The sequence below is a fragment of the Pseudomonas sp. 67(2021) genome (assembly GCF_017491835.1).
In the GTDB taxonomy this organism is placed as follows: Bacteria; Pseudomonadota; Gammaproteobacteria; order Pseudomonadales; family Pseudomonadaceae; genus Aquipseudomonas; species Aquipseudomonas atacamensis.
Genome location: NZ_JAFGYL010000004.1, coordinates 191,656 through 212,944, shown reverse-complemented (window position 1 = coordinate 212,944; position 21,289 = coordinate 191,656). Strand labels below are relative to the sequence as shown.

15 protein-coding genes are annotated in these 21,289 nt (G+C 61.1%); 14 read left to right on the top strand and 1 reads right to left on the bottom strand.

The annotated features are described in order from the left end of the window. The first annotated feature begins 96 nt into the window (after window positions 1-96). The 3 genes from rpmE (at window position 97) to J5M66_RS08005 (ending at window position 2,595) form a co-directional block, all read left to right on the top strand. Window positions 97-318, top strand: a complete 222-nt coding sequence (gene rpmE / locus J5M66_RS08015) for a 50S ribosomal protein L31 (protein WP_016772055.1) — start codon at window positions 97-99, stop codon at window positions 316-318. A gap of 41 nt (window positions 319-359) precedes the next feature. Next, entirely contained in the window at window positions 360-1,142 is a 783-nt protein-coding gene (locus J5M66_RS08010; RefSeq protein WP_186567557.1) for a thermonuclease family protein, read from the top strand. 184 nt (window positions 1,143-1,326) lie between these two features. After that, window positions 1,327-2,595: a malic enzyme-like NAD(P)-binding protein gene (locus J5M66_RS08005; protein WP_016772053.1), complete on the top strand. Its 1,269-nt coding sequence runs from the start codon at window positions 1,327-1,329 to the stop codon at window positions 2,593-2,595. Window positions 2,596-2,772: 177 nt separating this feature from the next. Here the strand turns inward: J5M66_RS08005 and J5M66_RS08000 are convergent, their stop codons facing one another. After that, window positions 2,773-5,220, bottom strand: a complete 2,448-nt coding sequence (locus tag J5M66_RS08000; RefSeq protein WP_123444017.1) for a penicillin-binding protein 1A — start codon at window positions 5,218-5,220, stop codon at window positions 2,773-2,775. A gap of 216 nt (window positions 5,221-5,436) precedes the next feature. On the opposite strand from J5M66_RS08000, the gene J5M66_RS07995 reads away from it, so the two are divergent. The 11 genes from J5M66_RS07995 to hemE all read left to right on the top strand — a co-directional run bounded on the left by J5M66_RS07995 (window position 5,437) and on the right by hemE (window position 21,194). Then, a complete protein-coding gene (locus J5M66_RS07995) occupies window positions 5,437-6,501 on the top strand; it encodes a pilus assembly protein PilM (RefSeq protein WP_123444016.1) in 1,065 nt (354 codons plus the stop codon). Then, complete coding sequence (locus J5M66_RS07990; protein ID WP_016772051.1) at window positions 6,501-7,067, top strand: PilN domain-containing protein; 567 nt, start codon at window positions 6,501-6,503, stop codon at window positions 7,065-7,067. The genes J5M66_RS07995 and J5M66_RS07990 overlap by 1 nt, the downstream gene beginning before the upstream one ends. Continuing rightward, window positions 7,064-7,687 carry a type 4a pilus biogenesis protein PilO gene (pilO, locus tag J5M66_RS07985; RefSeq protein WP_122611070.1) on the top strand — a complete coding sequence of 208 codons (624 nt, stop codon included), beginning with the start codon at window positions 7,064-7,066 and terminating at the stop codon, window positions 7,685-7,687. The genes J5M66_RS07990 and pilO overlap by 4 nt, the downstream gene beginning before the upstream one ends. Next, the gene (locus tag J5M66_RS07980) at window positions 7,684-8,208 is read left to right on the top strand and encodes a pilus assembly protein PilP (protein WP_071174144.1); all 525 of its coding nucleotides are present in this window, start codon (window positions 7,684-7,686) and stop codon (window positions 8,206-8,208) included. The genes pilO and J5M66_RS07980 overlap by 4 nt, the downstream gene beginning before the upstream one ends. A gap of 13 nt (window positions 8,209-8,221) precedes the next feature. Beyond that, window positions 8,222-10,300, top strand: coding sequence for a type IV pilus secretin PilQ (gene pilQ, locus J5M66_RS07975; RefSeq protein WP_207807675.1), 2,079 nt, complete (start codon window positions 8,222-8,224; stop codon window positions 10,298-10,300). A 4-nt stretch (window positions 10,301-10,304) separates the two neighbouring features. Then, a complete protein-coding gene (gene aroK / locus J5M66_RS07970) occupies window positions 10,305-10,823 on the top strand; it encodes a shikimate kinase AroK (RefSeq protein ID WP_024011270.1) in 519 nt (172 codons plus the stop codon). Window positions 10,824-10,975: 152 nt separating this feature from the next. Next, the gene (aroB, locus tag J5M66_RS07965) at window positions 10,976-12,076 is read left to right on the top strand and encodes a 3-dehydroquinate synthase (RefSeq protein WP_041477573.1); all 1,101 of its coding nucleotides are present in this window, start codon (window positions 10,976-10,978) and stop codon (window positions 12,074-12,076) included. 10 nt (window positions 12,077-12,086) lie between these two features. After that, window positions 12,087-13,673 (top strand): AAA family ATPase, encoded by a 1,587-nt coding sequence (locus J5M66_RS07960; protein ID WP_125917442.1) that lies wholly within the window; start codon window positions 12,087-12,089, stop codon window positions 13,671-13,673. A gap of 349 nt (window positions 13,674-14,022) precedes the next feature. Next, window positions 14,023-18,468: a glutamate synthase large subunit gene (gene gltB, locus J5M66_RS07955; protein WP_207807676.1), complete on the top strand. Its 4,446-nt coding sequence runs from the start codon at window positions 14,023-14,025 to the stop codon at window positions 18,466-18,468. Between the two features lie 108 nt (window positions 18,469-18,576). Then, window positions 18,577-19,995 (top strand): FAD-dependent oxidoreductase, encoded by a 1,419-nt coding sequence (locus J5M66_RS07950; RefSeq protein WP_039757038.1) that lies wholly within the window; start codon window positions 18,577-18,579, stop codon window positions 19,993-19,995. Between the two features lie 131 nt (window positions 19,996-20,126). After that, window positions 20,127-21,194: a uroporphyrinogen decarboxylase gene (gene hemE / locus J5M66_RS07945; RefSeq protein WP_016772044.1), complete on the top strand. Its 1,068-nt coding sequence runs from the start codon at window positions 20,127-20,129 to the stop codon at window positions 21,192-21,194. Window positions 21,195-21,289: the final 95 nt, after the last annotated feature.

Genomic DNA, 21,289 nt, shown 5'->3' with positions numbered 1-21,289 from the left:
GCGCGATTGAAAAGGTCTGGTAGAATCCGCGGCCTAATTACGTGCGGTATTCAACAATAGTGTTGGGTGGCGGCACGCTAGCCTGAGGAAGACACCATGAAAGCCGAAATCCATCCGAACTACCCGGAAATCGCTGTTACCTGCAGCTGCGGTAACAAGTTCGAAACTCGTTCGACCTACGGCAAAGCCCTGGCGATCGACGTTTGCAACGAATGCCACCCGTTCTACACCGGTAAGCAGAAGACTCTGGACACCGGCGGCCGTGTGCAGAAGTTCGCAGACCGTTTCGCTACTTTCGGCGTCGGCAAAAAAGCCTGAGGCTGATCATTTTGGAAGGTCGTTTCGACTTCTCCAGACTGATGAAAAAGGCGTCCCTCGCGGGCGCCTTTTTTGTGTCTGCGATTTGGCTGTCCGCCGCCCAGGCGTTCTGCCCGACACCCGCAGGGCTGACCAGCGTTTCCGTGCAGCGGGTGGTCGATGGCGACACCCTGCGCCTGAGCGACGGCCGCAGCGTGCGCATGATCGGCCTCAATACGCCGGAGCTGGGCAAGCAGGGCCGCAGCGACGAACCCTTCGCCGTGGCAGCGCGCAAACGCCTGCAAGCGCTGGTCGATGACAGCGGCGGCCGGGTCGGTCTGCGACCCGGCAAGCAGGCGAAAGACCATTACGGCCGTACGCTGGCGCATGTTTACAGTGTCAGCGGTGCCAATCTCGAAGCGCAGATGCTTGCCGCTGGCCTGGGTTTTCAGGTTGCGGTGGCGCCGAACGTCGATCTGGTCGCCTGCCAACAGGCCGCCGAACGCAGCGCGCGACGAGCCGGGCTTGGTCTCTGGCGGCAATCGCCGGTGCAGAAAGCGCAGCAGATCCAGCGTTCGGGCTTCGCCGTAGTCAGCGGTCGGGTGAGCAAGGTGCAGCGCAATCGCGGCGGAATCTGGATCGAGTTGCAGGACACGCTTGTATTGCGGGTTGCACCCAATCTGCTCGGACAATTTGACAGTGCTGGCTTGCAAGCATTGAAAGGCAGGCAGATCGAGGCCCGTGGCTGGGTGGTTGACCGATCCCGGCGCGGTGGTCTGCAAAAAGGTCAGGCGCGCTGGTTGCTGCCGTTGACCGATCCTTCGATGCTGCAGGTATCGCGCTGAAGAAAAATTGTAGACATTTTTACGGTTGATTGTGAACAGTCCAGCCCTTGTGCGCCGTGGCTCTTGGCCCAAAGTCGTAGGGCAGGGCGCTTGACAGCGGTGACTGCCCAGTCTTGTGGGGACTTTGCGAGGCGCGTATCCTCGCTGACCAGTCTGTCCAACAGTAAAAAAGCGGAATGCCAAAATGTCTGATCTGAAAACTGCCGCTCTCGAATACCACGCCAATCCTCGTCCGGGGAAGCTGAGTGTCGAGCTCACCAAGGCCACTGCTACCGCCCGCGACCTGTCGCTGGCCTACAGCCCCGGCGTAGCTGAACCAGTGCGCGAGATCGCTCGCGATCCTGAACTGGCCTACAAATACACCGGCAAGGGCAACCTGGTGGCAGTCATTTCCGACGGCACCGCGATCCTGGGTCTGGGCAACCTCGGCCCACTGGCTTCCAAGCCTGTAATGGAAGGCAAGGGCGTACTGTTCAAGCGTTTCGCCGGCATCGACGTATTCGACATCGAAGTCGACTCCGAAAGCCCGCAGGCCTTCATCGACACCGTCAAGCGCATCTCCATCACCTTCGGTGGCATCAACCTGGAAGACATCAAGGCGCCTGAGTGCTTTGAGATCGAACGCGCTCTGATCGAGCAGTGCGATATTCCGGTGTTCCACGATGACCAGCACGGCACCGCGATCGTGACCGCTGCCGGTATGATCAACGCCCTGGAAATCGCGGGCAAAACCCTGCCGGAAGCGAAGATTGTCTGCCTCGGTGCCGGTGCTGCCGCCATCTCCTGCATGAAACTGCTGGTGAGCATGGGCGCTCGCATCGAAAACATCTTCATGGTTGACCGTACCGGCGTGATCCACTCCGGCCGTGACGACCTGAACCAGTACAAAGCCGTGTTCGCCCACGCTACCGAGAAGCGCACCCTGGCAGACGCACTGGCAGGCGCTGACGTATTCGTCGGTCTGTCCGGTCCGAACCTGCTGAGCGCCGAAGGCCTGCTGTCGATGGCGGCCAACCCGATCGTCTTCGCCTGCTCCAACCCGGATCCGGAAATCTCCCCGGAACTGGCGCACGCCACCCGTAGCGACGTGATCATGGCTACCGGCCGTTCGGACTACCCGAACCAGGTCAACAACGTGCTGGGCTTCCCGTTCATCTTCCGTGGTGCCCTGGACGTTCGCGCCAAGCGCATCAACGAAGAAATGAAAGTCGCCGCCGCCAACGCCCTGCGCGAACTGGCCAAACTGCCTGTTCCACAGGACGTGTGCGATGCCTACGGCGGTGCTCCGCTGGAATTTGGCCGTGAGTACATCATTCCGAAACCAATGGACAAGCGCCTGATCACCCTGATCTCCGACGCCGTGGCCAAGGCTGCGATCGAGACCGGCGTGGCCACCCTGCCGTATCCGAAGAACTACCCGCTGAAAAGCGTGGATGACGTGTTCAACGGTTAAAAGCAGCCGCCCATAAAAAAACCCAGCCTGGTGCTGGGTTTTTTTATGGGCTGCAAGCTACAAGCTGCAAGCTACAAGCTGCAAGCTACAAGCTGCAAGCTGCAAGCTGCAAGCTGCAAGCGTGCATCGTTCGCGCTTTTGCTTGCCGCTTGTAGCTTGGCGCTTGCAGCTGCTCCCCTAGAACAGATCGATCGGCGCCTGCTCATCCGCCGGCAGCGGGCTGCCCGGTACGGCGCCGTTGCCCAGCTCGTTCACCGATGGCGGCGTGTCTTCAGCCTTGAACAGTTCGAAATACGCGCCCGGCGTGCTCGGCGTCGCGGCGCGGCCACTGACCGGATCCACCCGCAGGCTGAGCAGACCTTCCGGCTCAGGCTGCACATGCGGCGGCTTGTCTTTCAGCGCGGCCGACATGTAATTCATCCAGATCGGCAGCGCCACGGTGCCGCCGAATTCACGGCGTCCGAGGCTTTCCGGCTGGTCGAAACCGGTCCACACGGTGGTTACGTAATCAGCGTTGTAACCGGAGAACCAGGCATCTTTCGATTCGTTGGTGGTACCGGTCTTGCCGGCGATGTCGCTGCGGCCCATGGCCAGTGCGCGCCGGCCGGTGCCGAGTTTGATTACGTCCTGCAGCATGCTGTTGAGGATGTAGGTGGTACGTCCATCGACAATCCGCTCGGCCACGGCCGGCGCTTGCGGCACTGCCGGATTGCCGGGCGCTTCACCGGCGACTGGTGTGGCATTGACCGTGAACGACTCGGTGGCTGGCGCAGCGATACCGTCGGTCGCCGAACCACCCTGTGGCACGGTCGGCGGGTTGGCGACGAACAGCGTGTCGCCGTTACGGCTTTCGATCCTGTCGATGATGTACGGGGTGATCTTGTAGCCGCCGTTGGCAAAGGTGCTCCAGCCAGTGGCGATTTCCATCGGCGTCAGCGTTGCGGTGCCGAGTGCCAGCGACAGGTTCGGCGGCAGGTCCTGCTTGTTGAAGCCGAAGCGGGTGATGTAGTCGATGGTCTTGCCCACGCCCATGGCCTGCAACAGGCGGATCGACACCAGGTTGCGCGACTTGTACAGCGCTTCACGCAGGCGGATCGGGCCGAGGAAAGTGTTGGTGTCGTTCTTCGGTCGCCAGACCTTGTCCAGGTACTCGTCGACGAACACGATCGGCGCATCGTTGACCAGACTGGCAGCGGTGTAGCCGTTATCCAGCGCAGCGCTGTAAACGAATGGCTTGAAGCTCGAGCCCGGCTGACGCTTGGCCTGCATCGCGCGGTTGTAGTTGCTCTGCTCGAAAGCGAAGCCACCCACTAGCGAACGGATCGCACCGTTCTGCGGATCCAGCGACACCAGTGCGCCCTGAGCCTGGGGAATCTGGCTGAATTTCAGCGAATTATCGGTCTGGCGCTGCACGCGGATCAGATCACCGACCTGCGCGACATCCGACGGCTGGCGCGGGTTGGCGCCCATGCTGTTGGTATTGAGGAACGGTCGCGCCCATTTCATCGTGTCCCAGGCAACGTGCTCTTCACCAGTGCGGGTCAACACTTGCAGTCCGGTTTTATCGACTTGGGTGACGATCGCAGGTTCGAGACTGCTGATGGTGCGCTGCTTGGTCAGTTCGCTGGCCCAGGCTTCGCGGGTCTTGCCCGGCAGGCGCGACTCGGGGCCACGGTAGCCGTGGCGCTGATCGTAGGTCATCAAACCTTCGTGCAGTGCGGTGTTGGCCATTTCCTGCAGATTGCTTGGCACTGTGGTGGTGACGCGGAAGCCTTCGGTGTAGGCCTCGCTGCCATAACGGCCGACCATTTCGGCGCGGGCCATTTCGGCGATGTACGGTGCGTTCACTTCCGGGGTCGGCACGTGGTAGCTGGCGTTCAGCGGCTCGTTGATCGCCGCGGTGTAGTCGGCTTCGCTGATCTTGCCCAGCTTGTACATGCGCCCGAGGATCCAGTCGCGGCGTTCTTTGCTGCGCGCCGGGTTGGCCAGCGGGTTGAAGCGCGACGGAGCCTTTGGCAGACCGGCGATCATCGCCATCTGCGCGAGGCTGATGTCACGGATCGATTTGCCGTAATACACCTGCGCCGCCGCCTCGATGCCGTAGGCACGGTTACCCAGGTAGATCTTGTTGACGTACAGCTCAAGGATCTCGTCCTTGGTCAGCTGCCGTTCGATCTGCAGGGCCAGCAGGATTTCCGTGGTTTTGCGCGAGAAGCTGCGCTCGCTGGTGAGGAAGAAGTTCTTCGCCACCTGCATGGTGATGGTGCTGCCACCGGACTGAATGTGTCCGCTTTTGACCAATTGCGTTGCCGCGCGCATCAGGCTGCTCGGATCGACGCCATAGTGATTGGCAAAATTGTCGTCTTCAGCACTTAGTAACGCATTGATGAAATTGGGCGGAATGTCGGCGAAACGGATCGGTGTACGGCGCATTTCGCCAAATTCTGCGATCAACTTGTTGTCGCTGCTGTAGACGCGCAGAGGAATCTGCAACTGAATGCTTCTCAGCGCCTCCACAGACGGCAAACCCGGACTAAGGTAAAGAAAGGCGCCGCTGAGACCTAAGAGCAGTCCGCAGAAAACGGCGACGATGGACCAACCGAAAAATTTCAGCAGACGAATCAAGGCTTTTGGACATCCAGGGCAAAGAATGAATTTGGCACGGGGCTGCGGTTACACACAGAGCCATCCGCGCGGGCAGTAAAAAGCGGAAAAAATCGCTGGGCATTATAAGCACTTTTCCGTCGGAGGCGTCATTGGCGCTTCTGTCAAGACGGGGGTGAAGGAACGCAATGCGTATTACAGAGTCCGTAACTCACGGAAAGTCATAGGGAATTGGTAGTGCTGGGACTCTTCAATAAAAAGACCAATGCGTTACTGGGGATCGACATCAGCTCCACGTCGGTGAAGCTGCTGGAACTGAGCCGTCAGGGCGAGCGCTACCGGGTCGAGGCCTACGCGGTGGAGCCGTTGCCGGCGAACGCTGTGGTCGAAAAGAACATCGCCGAACTCGAGGGCGTTGGCCTGGCACTGAGCCGCCTGCTGGTCAAGGCGCGTACCGGGGTCAAGAGCGTGGCGGTGGCAGTGGCGGGTTCGGCGGTGATCACCAAGGTCATCGAGATGGACGCCGGGCTGTCCGACGACGAACTGGAAAACCAGCTCAAGATCGAGGCCGACCAATACATTCCCTACCCGCTGGACGAAGTCGCCATCGACTTTGAAGTCCAGGGCGTCTCGCCGCGCAACCCGGAACGGGTCAACGTGCTGCTCGCCGCCTGTCGCAAGGAAAACGTCGAGGTGCGTGAAGCGGCGCTGGCGCTCGCCGGCCTTACCGCGCGGGTGGTGGATGTCGAGGCCTACGCGCTGGAGCGCTCGTTCGGCCTGCTGGCGACGCATCTGGCGGCCTCACAGGAGCGCCTGACAGTGGCGGTGGTCGACATTGGCGCGACCATGACCACTCTCAGCGTCCTGCACAACGGCAAGATCATCTACACCCGCGAGCAATTGTTTGGCGGGCGCCAACTCACCGAAGAGATCCAGCGCCGCTACGGCCTCACGGTCGAACAGGCGGGCCTGGCGAAAAAGCAGGGCGGGCTGCCTGACGATTACGTCAGCGAGGTCCTGCAGCCATTTCGCGAGGCGCTGGTGCAGCAAGTCTCGCGTTCGCTGCAGTTCTTCTTCGCCTCCGGCCAGTACAACGCGGTCGACCATATCCTGCTGGCGGGCGGCACCGCATCGGTCCCCGGCCTGGACCGCCTGATCGAACAGCGTCTGGACACGCCGACGCAGGTCGCCAACCCGTTCGCCGACATGGCTTTAGGCAGCAAGGTCAATGCTGGGGCGCTGGCCAGTGATGCGCCAGCCTTGATGATTGCCTGCGGGCTCGCGCTCAGGAGTTTCGACTGATGGCGCGGATCAACCTTCTCCCCTGGCGCGAGGAGCGCCGCGAAGAACGGCGCAAGCGCTTTCTGCTGGTCCTGATCGGCGTGCTGGCCGGCTCGATCGGCGCGGTGCTGATTGCTGACCAGATCATCACTGCGGCCATCGAGCGGCAGATGGCGCGCAACGATTACATCGGCAAACAGATTGCCGTGGTCGACGAACGCATCAAGCAAATCAGCGAGCTCAAGGCGCGCCGCCAGCAATTGGTCGAGCGCATGCGCATCATCCAGGACCTGCAGGGCAACCGGCAGATCAGCGGGCGGATCTTCGATCAGTTGGCACGCACGTTGCCGGACGGCGTGTATTTCACCGATGTGAAAATGGCCGGCAAGACCCTGTCCATCAGTGGCGCGGCGGAGTCGAACAACCGGGTCTCCGAGCTGATGCGCAATCTCGACGCGTCCGACTGGTTCGACGCGCCAAGCCTGAATGAGGTCAAGGCCACCAGCGCCGATCAGGTCGAACAGGCCAACGTCTTCCAGCTGACCGTTCGTCAGACCCAGCCCAAGGTTGTGGAGGACGAGCAATGAACGCCTCCGAGTGGCTGCAAAGCCTGCGCAACGTCGATTTCAACGACCTCGACACCAGCAATATCGGCTCCTGGCCCCCGGCGGTAAAAACCCTGTGCGGTGCGCTGGTGATGGTGTTGATCCTCGCGCTTGGCTATTACTTCTTCATCAGCGATATGGAAAATCAGCTCGACCTCAAGCGCGAAGAGGAAACCACCCTCAAGGAACAATTCGCCAGCAAGGCGCGGCTGTCGGCGAACCTTGAGCTCTATACCCAGCAAATGAAGGAAATGGAAAACACCTTCGGCGTGCTGCTGCGGCAATTGCCCAGCGATACCGAAGTGCCGGGCCTGCTCGAAGACATCACCCGTACTGGTCTGGGCAGCGGCCTGGAATTCGAGGAAATCAAGCTGCTGCCGGAAGTGACCCAGCCGTTCTACATCGAACTGCCGATCCAGATCACCGTGACCGGCGCCTATCACGACCTCGCGACCTTCGTCAGCGGCGTCGCCGGCCTGCCACGAATTGTGACTCTGCACGATTTCGAACTGGCGCCGGCCAATCCCGAGGGCGGGACGAAGCTGCGCATGAGCATTCTTGCCAAGACGTACCGCTATAACGACAAGGGGCTGGAGAAATGACCCCGATTCGTTATCTCGTCCTGCCCATGGTGCTGGCGTTGAGCGGTTGCGGTGGCGGCGATGACTTCAGCGACCTCGACGCTTACCTCAACGAAGTGCGTCTGCGTCCGGCGGGCAAGATTGAACCAACGCCGACTTTCCGGTCTTACCCCACATTCACTTACAGCGCCGCCAACCTGCGCAGCCCGTTTTCGCGGCAGGCGCGGGTCGATCTGGCCGGGCAGAAGCACGGCTCGCGCAACGTCAAACCCGACCCCAACCGGGTCAAGCAATATCTTGAAGGATTCAATATCGAGCAGTTCGAAATGGTCGGCACGATTGCCAATGCCTCGGGCTCGTTCGCGCTGCTGCGCGGCGCAGGCGGGGTGCATCGCCTGAAGGTCGGCGACTACCTGGGCCGCAACGACGGCCGCATCGTCGCCATCAGCCCCACCCAGGTCGATGTCGTCGAGATCGTGCCCGACGGCGCCGGCGCCTGGCTGGAGCGGCCGCGCACCATTCCTTTGAAAGAGCACTCATAGTGGAAGTCGAACAATGAACAGGATTTTCTCCACCCTCGGTTTTTCGCTATGGATAGCGCTGGTGTCACCGATGGTAATGGCGGCCAGTCTGAAAGCGCTGGATGTTGCCGCGCTGCCGGGTGACCGCGTCGAACTGAAGCTGTCGTTCGACGGCCCGCCACCACAGCCCAAGGGCTACACAACCGAGTCGCCGGCGCGCATTGCACTGGATCTGCCGGGCGTGACCAGCCAGTTGGCCAGCAGGAATCTTGATCTGGGCAGCGGCAACGCGCGCACGGCCACGGTGGCCGAAGCCAAGGATCGCACGCGGCTGATTGTCAGCCTGACGCAATTGGCGCCGTACAGCACGCGGGTCGAGGGCAATAATCTGTTTGTGGTGGTCGGTCAGGGCGCTTCCGCGACTGCGCCGCGCCCGGCTGCCGTGGCAGCGCGTGCTGCCACGGCCGCTGCGGCACCTGCCAGACCAACCGCGCAACGAGGCAGGGCGATTCGCGGCGTCGATTTCCAGCGCGGCACCGAGGGCGAGGGCAACGTAGTCATCGACCTCTCTGATCCGACCATCGCCCCGGATATCCAGGAGCACGATGGCAAGATCATCCTCAGCTTCGCCCGCACGCAATTGCCGGAAAAGCTGCGCGTGCGCCTCGACGTCAAGGACTTCGCCACGCCGGTGCAGTTCGTCAACGCAGCGCTCACCGGCGATCGCACCGTGATCAGTGTCGAGCCCAGCGGCACCTTCGACTATTCCACGTTCCAGACCGACAACAAGCTCACCGTCAGCGTTCGGCCGATGAGCATCGACGACCTGCAAAAGCGCAACGCCGACCGTCAGGCCTATGTCGGCGATAAGCTGTCACTGAATTTTCAGGACATCGACGTGCGCTCGGTGCTGCAACTGATCGCGGACTTCACCAATCTCAATCTGGTGGCGAGCGATACGGTGCAGGGCGGTATCACTTTGCGCCTGCAGAACGTGCCGTGGGATCAGGCGCTGGATCTGGTGCTGAAAACCAAGGGACTGGACAAGCGCAAGATCGGCAACGTGCTGCTGGTCGCGCCGGCCGATGAAATTGCCGCTCGCGAGCGTCAGGAACTGGAATCGCAGAAGCAGATCGCCGAGCTGGCGCCCCTGCGTCGTGAGCTGCTGCAAGTCAATTACGCCAAGGCGGCGGACATCGCCAAGCTGTTCCAGTCCGTGACCAGTGCCGAGGCCAAGGTCGACGAGCGCGGTTCGATTACCGTCGATGAGCGAACCAACAACATCATTGCCTACCAGACCCAGGATCGCCTCGACGAACTCCGGCGGATCGTCGCGCAGCTGGATATTCCGGTACGCCAGGTGATGATCGAGGCGCGCATCGTTGAGGCCAACGTCGATTACGACAAGAGCCTGGGCGTGCGCTGGGGCGGTTCGGTGCAGAACAAGGGCAACTGGAACGCCTCCGGGGTCAACGGTTCGTCGAGCACTATCGGTACGCCGGGCAGCACCGGCACCAACTCGCCGTTCGTCGACATGGGCACGGTAAATAACACTTCGGGGATCGGCATCGCATTCATCACCGACAACGTGCTGCTGGATCTCGAACTGACGGCGATGGAAAAGACCGGCAACGGCGAAATCGTCTCGCAGCCGAAGGTGGTCACCTCGGACAAGGAAACCGCGAAGATCCTCAAAGGCACCGAGATTCCCTATCAGGAGGCCAGTTCCAGCGGCGCGACCTCCGTGTCGTTCAAGGAGGCCTCGCTGTCGCTGGAAGTTACTCCGCAGATCACCCCGGACAACCGCATCATCATGGAGGTCAAGGTCACAAAGGATGAGCCGGACTACCTGAATAAAGTGCAGGATGTGCCGCCAATCAAGAAAAACGAGGTCAACGCCAAAGTGCTGGTAAATGACGGCGAGACCATCGTAATCGGCGGTGTTTTTTCAAATACTCAAAGCAAGGTCGTAGATAAGGTGCCATTTCTTGGCGATGTGCCGTATCTTGGCCGCCTTTTCCGGCGTGATGTGGTTTCGGAGAAAAAATCCGAGCTGCTGGTATTTCTCACGCCGCGTATCATGAATAACCAGGCGATTGCTGTGAGTCGTTGATTCTGTGCGAAATTTGATACTTGTAGGACCGATGGGTGCTGGCAAAAGCACCATCGGCCGATTGCTGGCCAAAGAGCTGCGCCTGCCGTTCAAGGATTCCGACAAGGAAATTGAGCTGCGCACGGGTGCCAATATCCCATGGATCTTCGACAAGGAAGGCGAGCCCGGCTTTCGTGACCGTGAGCAGGCGATGATCGCCGAGCTGTGCGCGTTCGATGGTGTGGTGCTGGCGACCGGCGGCGGCGCGGTGATGCGTGATGCCAATCGCAAGGCCCTGCATGAAGGCGGGCGCGTGGTGTATCTGCACGCCTCCGTCGAGCAGCAGGTCGGCCGCACCTCCCGTGATCGCAACCGGCCGCTGCTGCGTACCGCCGATCCGGCGAAAACCCTGCGCGACCTGCTCGAGATCCGTGACCCGCTGTATCGGGAAATTGCCGATCTGGTGGTGGAAACCGACGAGCGGCCGCCACGCATGGTGGTGCTCGACATTCTCGACCGCCTCGCGCAGTTGCCGCCCCGTTAAAGCATCGTCCGAAATGCGCTATCCTCGGCGTCCTGTCAGCGTCCGCCGAGGGTGTGGCGGATGCCGGGCGAGCGGCGTCATACCGCTACGAGCCGCAGAACACCAATAATTTCAGGGCAGGATGCCTGCTTCCATCTTCACTGTGGGGACACATGCAGACACTCAAGGTCGATCTAGGCGAGCGCAGCTACCCGATTCATATTGGCGAAGGTCTGTTGGATCAGCCGGAACTGCTGGCGCCGCATATCCATGGGCGGCAGGTGGCAATCATCTCCAACGAAACCGTCGCGCCGCTCTATCTCGAACGTCTGACCCGCAGCCTTGCGCAGTTCTCGGTGATCTCGGTGGTGTTGCCTGATGGCGAAGCCTTCAAGAACTGGGAAACCCTGCAACTGATTTTCGATGGTTTGCTGACCGCCCGTCATGACCGCCGCACCACCGTGATCGCCTTGGGCGGCGGGGTGATCGGCGACATGGCCGGTTTCGCGGCCGCCTGTTATCAGCGCGGTGTCGATTTCATCCAGATTCCTACCACGCTGTTGTCGCAGGTCGATTCCTCGGTCGGCGGCAAGACCGGCATCAACCATCCGCTGGGCAAGAACATGGTCGGCGCGTTCTATCAGCCGAACGTGGTGCTGATCGATACCGCATCGCTGAAAACCCTGCCGCAGCGCGAGTTGTCGGCGGGCCTGGCGGAAGTCATCAAGTACGGCCTGATCTGCGACGAGCCGTTCCTGACCTGGCTGGAAGAAAACGTTGACGCTCTGCGCGCGCTGGACCAGACCGCGCTGACCTATGCGATCGAGCGTTCCTGCGCGGCCAAGGCTGCGGTGGTCGGCGCCGATGAAAAGGAAACCGGCGTCCGCGCTACGCTCAACCTCGGCCACACCTTCGGCCACGCCATCGAAACCCACATGGGCTATGGTGTTTGGCTGCATGGCGAGGCGGTGGCGGCGGGCACGGTGATGGCGCTGGAAATGTCTGCGCGCCTGGGCTGGATCAGCGAGCAGGAGCGTGATCGCGGCATTCGTCTGTTCCAGCGTGCCGGCTTGCCGGTCATTCCGCCTGAAGAGATGAGCGAAGCCGATTTTCTCCAACACATGGCAATTGATAAAAAAGTGATCGACGGTCGTCTGCGCCTGGTGCTGCTGCGCCGGATGGGCGAAGCGGTAGTGACCGACGATTATCCGAAAGAGGTTCTACAGGCCACGCTGGGAGCGGATTACCGCGCCCTGGCTCAGCTTAAAGGTTAAAACGATTCCGATGACTAGTTTGCATGCCGACGAGGCGTTTCTCGGCCATTTCCAGTTAAGTCACGACCCGTTCGCGCCACGGGTGCCGGGCTTCAAATTCTTCCCGGCCCAGCGCAAACCGGTGCTGGGTCAACTGCATCACCTGGCGCGCTACAGCCAGTTGCTGCTGGTGGTCACCGGCCCGCAAGGCAGCGGCAAGACCCTGCTGCGGCAAGCGCTCGTTGCCAGTACCAACAAACAATCGGTGCAGAGCGTGGTGGTTTCCGCCCGTGGCGCCGGTGATGCGGCCGGCGTGCTGCGCCAGGTGGCGCAGGCGCTGGATGTCGCTCAGGCCGAAGTCGGTGCGATTCTCGAGCAGGTGGTGCAACTGGGTCTGACCGGGCAGGAAGTCTATCTGCTCGTGGACGATGCCGAGCAGCTCGACGAGTCCGCGCTGGAAGCATTGATGGCGCTCGGCGCCGGCACGCCGGAAGGTCGTCCGCATGTGTTCCTGTTCGGCGAGTCTTCGCTGATCGCTCAGCTCGAGGCGTTGCAGCTCGAGGAAGAACGTTTCCACGTCATCGAATTGCAGCCGTACACCGAAGAAGAGACCCGCGAATATCTCGACCAGCGGCTGGAAGGCGCGGGCCGGGGTGTCGAACTTTTCACCGCAGATCAGATCTCTGATATTCACGAAAGCTCCGAGGGCTGGCCGGGCAACATCAACCAGGTCGCTCGCGATGCACTGATCGAAGTCATGATTGCCAGCCGCTCCGCGGTCAAGCGTCCAAGTATGGGGTTCAACATGCCGAAGAAACACGTATTGGCGATTTCCGCCGTCGTTGTGGTCGCGGTTGCCGCCGCCTGGCTGATGCCGGGTCGCAGCAAGGCACCGACCACCGGTGCTCCGGCCAATGAACAGGCGCAACTGCCACTGGGTCAGGGTGCAGCGAATGGCGCCAACCCGTCCGTCGAATTCGCCGGCAACACCCAGCCGATGCCGCTGCCATTGGTCGGCAACTCGCAGCCGGTCATGCGTGGCCCGCTGGCAGAAGCCGCCGGTGGCATCACCGAAGGCGACGACGGCGTGCCGCTGGAAGGCTCCAGCGATACGCCGCCGACCGTAACCACCTCCGCGCCGCCTGCTGGCGTTCCGGCCGGTCCCGCGCCGACACCGGTTCCGACTCCTGCCGCCAAACCGGCACCAACTCCGGCGCCGACGCAGATCGCCACAGCCAAGCCTGCTCCGGCCACTCCAGCGCCCGCCGCGAAACCGACCCCTGCTCCGGCCAAGCCTGCCGACAAGCCGGTCACCGTGGCCAAGGCTGCCGGTGGCAGCTGGTACGCCGGTCAGCCGACCAGCAACTATGTCGTACAGATTCTCGGCACCAGCTCGGAAACCGCTGCGCAGAACTTCGTCAAGGAGCAGGGCGGCGAGTACCGTTATTTCAAGAAAGTCCTCAACGGCAAGCCGCTTTACGTGATCACCTATGGCAACTTTGCCAATCGTGATGCGGCCGTTTCTGCCATCAAGGCCTTGCCAGCGAAGGTTCAGGCTGGTAAACCTTGGCCTCGCACTGTCGCCAGCGTCCAACAGGAACTGGCAACAACTCGCTGAAGATTCGGCGGCCTTACCCAGGCCGCCTCTCCAAGCACCTCAAAATTTCTACGAGTGCGCGCTTCCTTCCAGGTCGCGTGCCTTGTGGTGTCTGCGTCACAGTAGTCTTTGAGTCGTTGCGGTCAAAATTAAAAAAGTTTTGACTAGCACAGCAGATCGCTTTAAACCTTTCACAAATGCGACATGAATTTGCGACATTTCGTCGTCAAATTTGTGAGCCTCTGTGTCGCTGTGTACAATGACCACCCTTTTGCCCCCGCTAAGCCGGCGTACGTTCGGCGCGGAACGCAAGTGGTTGAATTGAAAAGAAATTTGCCTCGAATAGAGGCAGCCTGGTGAGAAAGTGTCTATGAAAGCAGGTCTGTACCAACCAGATGAATTCAAGGATAACTGCGGTTTCGGCCTGATAGCTCATATGCAGGGCGAGCCCAGTCATACCCTTTTGCAAACGGCCATCGAGGCCCTGACCTGCATGACCCACCGCGGTGGGATTAATGCCGACGGCAAGACCGGTGACGGTTGCGGTCTGCTGATTCAAAAACCCGACGCCTTCCTGCGAGCCATTGCCCAGGAAAGCTTCGGCGTCGAAATGCCCAAGCAATATGCCGTGGGCATGGTGTTCTTCAATCAGGATCCGGGCAAGGCCGAAGCCGCTCGCGAGAACATGAACCGCGAGATCCTCGCCGAAGGCCTGCAACTGATCGGCTGGCGCAAAGTGCCGATCGACACCAGCGTCCTCGGCCGCCTCGCCCTTGAACGCCTGCCGCAGATCGAGCAGGTCTACATCGGCGGCGAAGGCCTGAGCGATCAGGACATGGCCGTGAAGCTGTTCAGCGCCCGTCGCCGTTCGTCGGTGGCCAACGCCGCTGACACCGACCACTACATCTGCAGCTTTTCGCACAAGACCATCATCTATAAAGGCCTGATGATGCCGGCCGACCTGGCCGCGTTCTATCCAGACCTGAGTGACGAGCGCCTGCAAACCGCAATCTGCGTGTTCCACCAGCGCTTCTCTACCAACACCCTGCCGAAATGGCCGCTGGCGCAGCCGTTCCGCTTCCTCGCCCACAACGGCGAGATCAACACCATCACCGGTAACCGCAACTGGGCGCAGGCCCGGCGGACCAAGTTCACCAATGATCTGATGGATCTGGAAGAGCTCGGCCCGCTGGTCAACCGTGTTGGTTCCGACTCATCGAGCATGGACAACATGCTCGAACTGATGGTCACCGGTGGCATCGACCTGTTCCGTGGCGTGCGGATGATCATTCCGCCAGCGTGGCAGAACGTCGAAACCATGGACCCGGATCTGCGTGCGTTCTACGAGTACAACTCGATGCACATGGAGCCGTGGGACGGCCCGGCCGGCGTGGTAATGACCGACGGTCGTTACGCGGTGTGCCTGCTCGACCGTAACGGTCTGCGTCCGGCGCGCTGGGTCACCACCAAGAATGGTTTCATCACCCTCGCCTCGGAAATCGGCGTGTGGAACTACCAGCCCGAAGACGTGCTCGCCAAGGGTCGCGTCGGCCCTGGCCAGATCTTCGCCGTGGACACCGAAACCGGGCAGATCCTCGATACCGATGCGATCGACAACCGTCTGAAATCCCGTCATCCGTACAAGCAATGGCTGCGCAAGAATGCCCTGCGCATTCAGGCGACCATGGAAGACAACGACCACGGTTCGGCTTTCTACGACGTCGATCAGCTCAAGCAGTACATGAAGATGTATCAGGTCACGTTCGAGGAGCGTGATCAGGTGCTGCGTCCGCTCGGCGAGCAAGGTTACGAAGCCGTGGGCTCGATGGGCGACGACACGCCGATGGCCGTGCTGTCCCAGCGTGTACGCACGCCGTACGACTATTTCCGCCAGCAGTTCGCGCAGGTCACCAATCCGCCGATCGACCCGCTGCGTGAAGCGATCGTGATGTCGCTGGAAATCTGCCTCGGTGCCGAGCGCAACATTTTCCAGGAGTCGCCGGAACACGCCTCGCGCGTGATCCTCAGCTCGCCAGTGATCTCTCCGGCCAAGTGGCGCTCGCTGATGAACCTCGACCGTCCGGGTTTCGAACGGGCGATCATCGACCTCAACTACGACGAAAGCCTCGGCCTCGAAGCGGCGATCCGCAACGTTGCCGATCAGGCTGAAGAAGCCGTGCGCGCCGGGCGTACCCAGATCGTTCTGAGCGACCGCCATATCGCCCCGGGCAAGCTGCCGATCCACGCCTCCCTGGCGACCGGTGCCGTGCACCACCGTCTGACCGAAAAAGGCCTGCGTTGCGATTCCAACATCCTCGTTGAAACCGCGACCGCCCGTGACCCGCATCACTTCGCCGTGCTGATCGGTTTCGGCGCCTCGGCGGTGTATCCGTTCCTGGCCTACGAAGTATTGGGCGATCTGATCCGAACCGGTGAAGTCCTGGGCGACCTCTACGAGGTGTTCAAGAACTACCGCAAGGGCATCACCAAAGGTCTGCTGAAGATCCTGTCGAAGATGGGTATCTCGACCATCGCTTCGTATCGCGGTGCGCAGCTGTTCGAGGCCATCGGTCTGTCTGAAGAAGTCTGCGAGCTGAGCTTCCGTGGTGTGCCAAGCCGCATCAAGGGCGCGCGTTTCGTCGACATCGAAGCCGAGCAGAAGGCCCTCGCCGTCGAAGCCTGGAGCCCGCGCAAGCCGATCCAGCAGGGCGGTCTGCTGAAGTTCGTCCACGGTGGCGAATATCACGCGTACAACCCGGACGTGGTCAACACTCTGCAAGCCGCTGTGCAGCAGGGCGACTACGCCAAGTTCAAGGAATACACGTCGCTGGTGGACAACCGTCCGGTGTCGATGATTCGCGACCTGTTCAAGGTCAAGACCCTCGACACGCCGCTGGACATCAGTGAAGTCGAGCCGCTGGAGTCGGTGCTCAAGCGCTTCGACTCCGCTGGCATCTCGCTGGGCGCACTGTCGCCGGAAGCTCACGAAGCCCTGGCCGAAGCCATGAACCGTCTCGGTGCGCGTTCCAACTCCGGCGAAGGTGGTGAAGATCCGGCACGTTACGGCACCATCAAGAGTTCGAAAATCAAGCAGGTTGCCACCGGCCGTTTCGGTGTGACTCCGGAATACCTGGTCAACGCCGAAGTGCTGCAGATCAAGGTCGCCCAGGGCGCCAAGCCGGGCGAGGGCGGGCAACTGCCGGGCGGCAAGGTCAACGGGCTGATCGCCAAGCTGCGTTACGCAGTGCCGGGCGTGACCCTGATTTCGCCACCGCCGCACCACGATATCTACTCGATCGAAGACTTGTCGCAACTGATCTTTGACCTCAAGCAGGTCAACCCGCAGGCGCTGGTTTCGGTGAAGCTGGTAGCAGAAGCGGGCGTCGGCACCATCGCCGCCGGTGTGGCCAAGGCCTATGCGGACTTGATCACCATTTCCGGCTACGACGGTGGCACCGGTGCTTCGCCGCTGACCTCGATCAAGTACGCTGGCGCGCCGTGGGAGCTCGGCCTGGCTGAAACCCACCAGACCCTGCGCGGCAACGACCTGCGCGGCAAAGTCCGGGTCCAGACCGACGGCGGCCTGAAAACCGGCCTCGACGTGATTAAAGCGGCGATCCTCGGCGCCGAAAGCTTCGGCTTCGGTACCGCGCCAATGATCGCACTGGGCTGCAAATACCTGCGCATCTGCCATCTGAACAACTGCGCCACTGGTGTCGCGACGCAGAACGAGAAGCTGCGCAAGGATCACTACATCGGCACCGTCGACATGGTGGTGAATTTCTTCACCTACGTCGCCGAAGAAACCCGTGAGTGGTTGGCCAAGCTTGGCGTGCGCTCCCTCGAAGAGCTGATCGGTCGCACCGATCTGCTGGAAATCCTCGAAGGCCAGACCGCCAAACAACATCACCTGGACCTGACGCCGCTATTGGGCAGCGATCACATCCCGGCGGACAAACCGCAGTTCTGTGGCGTTGAGCGCAACCCGCCGTTCGACCAAGGTCTGCTCGCGGAGAAGATGGTTGAGCTGGCCTCATCGGCAATCAACGACCTCAGCGGCGCCGAGTTCGATCTGGACATCTGCAACTGCGACCGTTCGATCGGCGCGCGGATTTCTGGCGAAATCGCGCGCAAGCACGGCAACCAAGGCATGGCCAAAGCGCCGATCACCTTCCGTTTCAAAGGCACGGCGGGGCAGAGCTTCGGTGTGTGGAACGCCGGCGGTCTGAACATGTACCTGGAAGGCGACGCCAACGACTATGTCGGCAAAGGCATGACCGGCGGCAAGCTGGTCATCGTGCCGCCGAAGGGTAGCGTTTATAAAACTCAGGAAAGCGCCATCATCGGCAACACCTGCCTGTACGGTGCCACTGGCGGCAAGCTGTTCGCCGCCGGTACCGCAGGCGAGCGTTTCGCCGTGCGTAACTCCGGTGCTCACACCGTCGTGGAAGGCACTGGTGATCACTGCTGCGAGTACATGACCGGTGGTTTCGTCTGCGTGCTGGGCAAGACCGGTTACAACTTCGGTTCTGGCATGACCGGTGGTTTCGCCTACGTGCTCGATCAGGACAACACCTTCGTTGACCGGGTCAATCACGAACTGGTGGAGATCCAGCGGATCAGCGGCGAGGCGATGGAAGCCTATCGCAGCCATCTGCAGAACGTGCTGAACGAGTACGTCGCCGAAACCGACAGCGAGTGGGGTCGTGAACTCGCCGAGAACCTCGACGATTACGTGCGTCGTTTCTGGCTGGTCAAACCGAAGGCAGCGAGTCTGAAATCTCTGCTCTCCAGTACGCGGGCAAGCCCACAGTGAAGCAGCTTCAAGCGACAAGCTAGAAGCTTGCGCGGTGAGGCGGATTAATTTGATTTTCTTGCAGCTTGAAGCTTGTAGCTTGAAGCTGTCGTGTACGAGGTTTTGAAGATGGCCGAACGTCTCAGTAACGACTTTCAATTCATCGATGTCGGGCGCAAGGATCCGAAGAAGAAACTGTTGCGTCAACGCAAGAAAGAGTTCGTCGAAATCTACGAACCGTTCAAACCCCAGCAGTCGGCCGACCAGGCCCACCGCTGCCTGGGTTGCGGCAACCCGTATTGCGAATGGAAGTGCCCGGTGCACAACTTCATTCCCAACTGGCTGAAACTGGTGGCCGAGGGCAACATCCTCCAGGCCGCCGAGCTGTCGCACCAGACCAACACCCTGCCGGAAGTCTGCGGCCGGGTGTGCCCGCAGGATCGTCTGTGCGAAGGTGCCTGCACCCTCAACGACGGCTTCGGCGCGGTGACCATCGGTTCGGTTGAGAAGTACATCACCGACACTGCGTTCGCCATGGGCTGGCGCCCGGACATGTCCAAGGTCAAGCCGACCGGCAAACGCGTGGCGATCATCGGCGCAGGCCCGGCGGGTCTTGGTTGTGCCGACGTGCTGGTGCGTGGCGGCGTAACTCCGGTGGTGTTCGACAAGAACCCGGAAATCGGCGGCTTGCTGACCTTCGGCATCCCCGAGTTCAAGCTTGAGAAGACCGTGCTGAGCAATCGTCGCGAAGTCTTCACCGGCATGGGCATCGAGTTCCGCCTCAACACCGAAGTCGGTAAAGACGTGACCATGGAACAACTGCTCGCCGAATACGACGCGGTGTTCATGGGCATGGGCACCTACACCTACATGAAGGGCGGTTTTGCCGGTGAGGACCTGCCGGGCGTTTATGACGCGCTGGATTTCCTGATCGCCAACGTCAATCGCAACCTGGGCTTTGAAAAGTCGCCAGAAGATTTCGTCGACATGAAAGGCAAGAAGGTCGTGGTACTCGGCGGCGGCGACACGGCGATGGACTGCAACCGCACCTCGATCCGTCAGGGCGCCAAGTCGGTGACCTGCGCTTATCGTCGTGACGAAGCGAACATGCCCGGCTCGCGCAAAGAGGTGAAGAACGCCAAGGAAGAAGGCGTGAAATTCCTCTACAACCGCCAGCCGATCGCCATCGTCGGTGAAGACAAGGTCGAAGGCGTGAAAGTGGTCGAGACCCGTCTCGGCGAACCGGACGCCCGTGGCCGTCGCAGCCCCGAGCCGATCCCGGGTTCCGAAGAGATCATCCCGGCCGATGCCGTGGTCATCGCTTTCGGCTTCCGCCCGAGCCCGGCACCGTGGTTCGAACAGTTCGAGATCCAGACCGACAGCCAGGGCCGCGTTGTTGCGCCTGAGCAAGGTCAGTACAAGCACCAGACCAGCAACCCGAAAATCTTCGCCGGTGGCGACATGGTGCGCGGTTCCGACCTGGTGGTGACGGCGATCTTTGAAGGGCGCAATGCGGCTGAAGGCATCCTCGATTATCTGGGCGTCTGACGACGCCAGCGGCAAGCTACAAGCTACAAGCGCAAGCTACAAAGCAATCCTGCTTTTAACTTGCCGCTTGTAGCTTGCTGCTTGCCGCTGTCTTTTGAGACCATGCCCGCACTTTTTTTCCGGATGCCGACATGACTGCCCTGAAGAACGACCGTTTCCTCCGCGCCCTGCTCAAGCAACCCGTTGACGTCACCCCTGTGTGGATGATGCGCCAGGCCGGTCGCTACCTGCCGGAGTACCGCGCCAGCCGCGCCCATGCCGGCGACTTCATGAGCCTGTGCATGAATCCGGAGTTCGCCTGCGAAGTCACCCTGCAACCGCTCGACCGCTACCCGCAACTGGACGCGGCGATCCTGTTTTCCGACATCCTCACCATTCCCGATGCCATGGGCCAGGGCCTGTACTTCGAGACCGGTGAAGGCCCGCGCTTCAAAAAAGTTGTCAGCACCCTGGCCGACATCGAAGCCTTGCCGATCCCGGATCCGCACAAAGACCTCGGCTACGTGATGGATGCGGTCAGCACCATCCGTCGCGAGCTGAACGGACGTGTGCCGCTGATCGGTTTCTCCGGCAGCCCGTGGACCCTCGCGACTTACATGGTCGAAGGCGGCTCGTCGAAAGACTTCCGCAAGACCAAGGCGATGCTCTACGACAATCCGCAAGCCATGCACCTGCTGCTGGATAAACTGGCGCAGTCGGTGACTTCGTACCTCAACGGCCAGATCATGGCCGGTGCACAAGCGGTGCAGATCTTCGATACCTGGGGCGGCAACCTGTCGGCGGCGGCGTATCAGGAATTCTCCCTGGCCTACATGAAGAAAATCGTCAGCGGCCTGATCCGCGAGAACGACGGACGCAAAGTGCCGGTGATCCTCTTCACCAAGAACGGCGGCCTGTGGCTGGAAAGCATCGCCGAAGCCGGCGCCGACGCCCTCGGCCTTGACTGGACCTGCGACATCGGCAACGCCCGTGCCCGCGTCGGCGACAAGGTCGCGCTGCAAGGCAACATGGACCCGACCGTGCTCTACGCCAAACCGGAAGCGATCCGCACTGAAGTCGGGCGCATCCTCGCCAGCTACGGCAAGGGCAGCGGCCACGTGTTCAATCTTGGCCACGGCATTACGCCGGAAGTCGATCCAGAACATGCCGGCGCGTTCCTGCGTGCGGTGCATGAGCTGTCGGCGCAGTATCACGAGTGATCAGCGCCCAATAAAAAACGCCCGGCCAAATGCCGGGCGTTTTCTTTTGCACGGTCTAATGTCGTACCCAAATCAACTGTGGGAGCGAGCCTGCT

Bases quoted from the DNA above. Each gene is read 5' to 3' on its own strand.
- J5M66_RS07990 (WP_016772051.1), top strand. From the start codon at position 6,501: ATGGCGCGGATCAACCTTCTCCCCTGGCGCGAGGAGCGCCGCGAAGAA.
- J5M66_RS08005 (WP_016772053.1), top strand. From the start codon at position 1,327: ATGTCTGATCTGAAAACTGCCGCTCTCGAATACCACGCCAATCCTCGT.
- J5M66_RS08010 (WP_186567557.1), top strand. From the start codon at position 360: ATGAAAAAGGCGTCCCTCGCGGGCGCCTTTTTTGTGTCTGCGATTTGG.
- J5M66_RS07950 (WP_039757038.1), top strand. From the start codon at position 18,577: ATGGCCGAACGTCTCAGTAACGACTTTCAATTCATCGATGTCGGGCGC.
- aroB (WP_041477573.1), top strand. From the start codon at position 10,976: ATGCAGACACTCAAGGTCGATCTAGGCGAGCGCAGCTACCCGATTCAT.
- rpmE (WP_016772055.1), top strand. From the start codon at position 97: ATGAAAGCCGAAATCCATCCGAACTACCCGGAAATCGCTGTTACCTGC.
- J5M66_RS07980 (WP_071174144.1), top strand. From the start codon at position 7,684: ATGACCCCGATTCGTTATCTCGTCCTGCCCATGGTGCTGGCGTTGAGC.
- pilQ (WP_207807675.1), top strand. From the start codon at position 8,222: ATGAACAGGATTTTCTCCACCCTCGGTTTTTCGCTATGGATAGCGCTG.
- pilO (WP_122611070.1), top strand. From the start codon at position 7,064: ATGAACGCCTCCGAGTGGCTGCAAAGCCTGCGCAACGTCGATTTCAAC.
- gltB (WP_207807676.1), top strand. From the start codon at position 14,023: ATGAAAGCAGGTCTGTACCAACCAGATGAATTCAAGGATAACTGCGGT.
- hemE (WP_016772044.1), top strand. From the start codon at position 20,127: ATGACTGCCCTGAAGAACGACCGTTTCCTCCGCGCCCTGCTCAAGCAA.
- J5M66_RS07960 (WP_125917442.1), top strand. From the start codon at position 12,087: ATGACTAGTTTGCATGCCGACGAGGCGTTTCTCGGCCATTTCCAGTTA.